Raw genomic sequence first — 3,498 nt, 5'->3', positions numbered from 1 at the left:
GTCCCTAATCAAGTGTAAATGTGCGTTTGCTACCTTCCGATTTTCCTGCGGAAAATCCTCGGACGCAAACTCGCCCATTTCATACACTTACCGTTGTAAAACATTTGAAAAAAGCAATCTACATAGCATTAATATTTGGAATTCTGATTAGTTGTTCAGAAAAGAGAATTGTATCTAAAATCAAGAATTATGTAAAGGAAATTGAAAATCGGACTGACCTGAACGAATCTGTTGTGGAATTCAATACGGAAAACTTAAACGGTGAAATAGTTGGCGGAACATCAATTTATGAATTGACTGACAAAGACAATAATCTATACCGAATAATTAAAGATGGTTCCAATCCGAATGACACAGTTTTGAATTATGAGTTTTATTACAAGAGCAAAAAATTAGTTTTTGCCAAAATCATTAAGTTTTCAAACTATTCGTCGGAATTTGACACTATTGTGAATAGCGAATTGTACTTTAAAAACGGGAAACTTATTGAGGAAATAAATAAAAAACCTATTGGAATAGATGTCGAATATGTAAAATCATTGGCTGAATCTATGACTGTTGAAGGACTTGGAACAGAATGAAAAAACGTTTTACAACAATGTATAACCGCAATTACGGCGGATTCGACTACGTCCGAATCCACTCGGAATTACTAACGCCAGTTCTTAACCGAAAATCATTAACTTTAAATCCGTAACTGACGGTTATACGAGACCGTTGTGTGTAAGTTATAAAAACCTATCTGATATAGATATTTTTTAAAAAACATATGAAAATAAAATTTTTAATATCTTCCATAATTATTTTTTTGCTTTTTCAAAAAGATGAAATTGTAGGTAAGTATAGAGACAATTTTGGAACTGAATATATCTTTAATTCAGACTATACATATGAATATAATGCTTCTTTCCATTTTATGGGATTCTGGTCAAAAGGAAAATGGAGAGTTAAGAATGATACTATTTATTACGAAGCTATTCCTTCTTATGACACATTGAGAATTAAAGGAAGAAAGGACTCTTTAATATTATCGAGAAATAAAACACCTCAATTGATTTCAGCAAATAGTTACGAAGAGATATTTTGGCCAAAATCATCTGGAGAACAAGATGTTCATAAAAGTAAGCTATTTTATAAAGATGGTAAACTTTATAAAATTAAAAAGAATGGAAAGCTCATAACAAAAAAAAGAACGAAAAGTGATAGGATTGACGGCGAAAAATTTGATCCTTGGTTTAATAAAGTAAACGAATAAAACCTACACACAACAATGGCTATAAGTAATTGCTTGTTCTCGCCTACTTCTGAAAATCCTAGCGGATTTTCAGTTTGGTGTGTACTTGCAAAGTTAAGTGCTAACCCACGCAACTACTCATAGCCGAGACCGTTGTGGTGCATTTACCTAAACGAACGCTGGAATCAAAAACTAACTAAAACCTAACTGAAATTTTAATGAATTTTTCACGACATTGTGATTTATGCGAAAACCAAATAACCAGTCTTGAAAAAGGATTGACTTGTAATTTGACCAATAAAAAACCTGATTTTAATAATACTTGCTCAAAAATTACACTTGACAAAAAATTTCAAGAGCAATTAGAAATTGCTAATCTCGAATTAGAAATAATACGTAGAAACCAAAAGTCAACACATCTGACTTTCTACAGCACAATAATTATTGGTTTTCTATTGATACTTCTTGGATACTTTCTTTCTGATTGGAATATACATAGCATATTTCTATGGTACGTAAAAATTGGAATGATTGTCGCTGGATTTTCATTTCTTGGAATTGCTTACTCAAAACTGAATAAATACAGAAGAGAAAATAAAAAAGCGGAACTGGAAAAAAACAAAATTGATGAAGTCCTAAATAAATATGGAATTTCATATCAACAAAACTTTGATTTTAAAGAAAAAATTCACGGAACTCAAGAAGTAATTGTGAACGTTGAATTTAAAAATTGGAGAAAAGGAAAAACAACTAACACTTATAAATTTGACTTTTAAATAAATAAAAAACGACACCACAACAACGTGTATAATTAATTGCTTTGGCAAGTGCTTATTTGGAAAATTCCTTCGGAATTTTCTTGCGTTCGTTTTTGTTTACTAAATTAGTTGCTGTAACACGCAACTAACCATACACGTATTCCAAGATCAAATCCTAATAAATAATTTAATTTTTTTATGCTGCATGTTGTTGAAGAACCACATAAGGCGTTCCCCTTTTTACTACTGCAAAAGCTCGTGCTAAAAGCTTGTTTCTAACATTATTTACGGCTATCATTCTATTCTTCCCTTCTGCTAATTTTCGCTTGTAATATAACCGTAATTCACTATCATGCTGTATGGCTGATACGCTTGCCATACTTAATAAACTTTTCATCTTTCTATCTCCTAAATAATGGCATTGTTTTCTCCGATGGATACTCGTTCCTGACTCATGTTTGAAGGGGGCTGTTCCACAATAGCTGGAAAAAGCCCGCCAACTATTAAAACGCGAAAAATTACCTGTATGGTAAATAAGCTGGCACGCAACTACTAAACCAACGCCTTTTAAACTTGTAAGGAGATCATAATTCTTGCTCATAGAATCATCTTCAGTTATTAGTTCTTTAATTCGCGTTTCTATGCCATTTACTTGTTTCTCTAAATAGGCAATACTGCGTGTTAGGCTTATAAAACCAGCATCAGTGGTAGGGCTGGATAACAAGGCTTTCATTTCTTTTAAAGTCCCTTTAAGTCCTGCATTATTACGAACCAATTAATCGCGTAAAGCCAATAACCTACCCAACTCTAAATGAGACCTACTCTTTACCTTACTTGGTTCTAATTCTTCTCTGTAAAGCCATGCATATCGAGCAATTAAGATGGCATCTAATCGATCTGTCTTTTCTTTTACAATTCCTGAAGAACGTTTTATTTTCAAGGGACTCTCTTCTACATAAACTAGATCTTGACTATGTAAGTAAAGCGCTAATTTTAAGGAGTAATAACCTGTATTCTCAAAACAGTAAAAAACAGAACTGGTTTTTGTCACTTTTAAAACCCATTTTATTAGGCTTTTGTAGCCTTTAACATCATTGATAAACGCTTTGTGAGCCTGGGTATGATAACAATAAGCATCAATGGTCTTTTTTGAAACATCAATTCCAACTACTTCTTCGTAATTTTTCATATTTTTACAATTAGAGTTATTAAATATGTTGCGTTAACTACTTCCTTTATCGGGAGATTCACTCCTGGTATTCCAAATGGTTCTTGGCAACTTGATAGAAAGAGAGGACTCGTACGTGTCATGGACCTGTTTTCTAAAACACGTTATAGTTCTCCTCTTTTTCTATCTAAAGATATTTATTACAAACTAAAGAAACACGTTGGCAACCATTGCTGTACCGCAAAAATTTCTAAAAAAAGATCTCACTCTATTCTTCCGATTTATCACTGTTACGGAACATAACGCACTTCCGATTTACCACTGTTGCGCTCAATTCT

At 32.6% G+C, this 3,498-nt stretch carries 5 protein-coding genes; 3 read left to right on the top strand and 2 right to left on the bottom strand.

The genetic code is table 11. The annotated features are described in order from the left end of the window. The first annotated feature begins 104 nt into the window (after positions 1-104). The 3 genes from BM239_RS15165 (at position 105) to BM239_RS15155 (ending at position 2,010) form a co-directional block, all read left to right on the top strand. The gene (locus BM239_RS15165; protein ID WP_177209060.1) at positions 105-581 is read left to right on the top strand and encodes a hypothetical protein; all 477 of its coding nucleotides are present in this window, start codon (positions 105-107) and stop codon (positions 579-581) included. A gap of 188 nt (positions 582-769) precedes the next feature. Next, positions 770-1,255, top strand: coding sequence for a hypothetical protein (locus BM239_RS15475; RefSeq protein WP_177209059.1), 486 nt, complete (start codon positions 770-772; stop codon positions 1,253-1,255). Positions 1,256-1,452: 197 nt separating this feature from the next. Continuing rightward, positions 1,453-2,010 carry a hypothetical protein gene (locus BM239_RS15155; protein ID WP_143094943.1) on the top strand — a complete coding sequence of 186 codons (558 nt, stop codon included), beginning with the start codon at positions 1,453-1,455 and terminating at the stop codon, positions 2,008-2,010. Positions 2,011-2,188: 178 nt separating this feature from the next. On the opposite strand, the gene BM239_RS15540 is transcribed toward BM239_RS15155, so the two are convergent. Both BM239_RS15540 and BM239_RS15535 read right to left on the bottom strand, forming a co-directional pair. Further along, on the bottom strand, positions 2,189-2,767 hold the full coding sequence (locus BM239_RS15540) for a transposase (RefSeq protein ID WP_245758254.1): 579 nt from the start codon (positions 2,765-2,767) through the stop codon (positions 2,189-2,191). Then, entirely contained in the window at positions 2,768-3,181 is a 414-nt protein-coding gene (locus tag BM239_RS15535) for an IS110 family transposase (RefSeq protein ID WP_245758253.1), read from the bottom strand. It abuts the gene before it with no gap. Positions 3,182-3,498 lie beyond the last annotated feature (317 nt).

Source organism: Algorimicrobium echini, from assembly GCF_900115185.1.
GTDB classification, from domain to species: Bacteria; Bacteroidota; Bacteroidia; order Flavobacteriales; family Flavobacteriaceae; genus Algorimicrobium; species Algorimicrobium echini.
The sequence above is the reverse complement of the archived record's forward strand: the minus strand, read 5'-3'. Positions and strand labels throughout refer to the sequence as shown.

Bases quoted from the DNA above. Each gene is read 5' to 3' on its own strand.
- BM239_RS15475 (WP_177209059.1), top strand. From the start codon at position 770: ATGAAAATAAAATTTTTAATATCTTCCATAATTATTTTTTTGCTTTTT.
- BM239_RS15155 (WP_143094943.1), top strand. From the start codon at position 1,453: ATGAATTTTTCACGACATTGTGATTTATGCGAAAACCAAATAACCAGT.
- BM239_RS15535 (WP_245758253.1), bottom strand. From the start codon at position 3,181: ATGAAAAATTACGAAGAAGTAGTTGGAATTGATGTTTCAAAAAAGACC.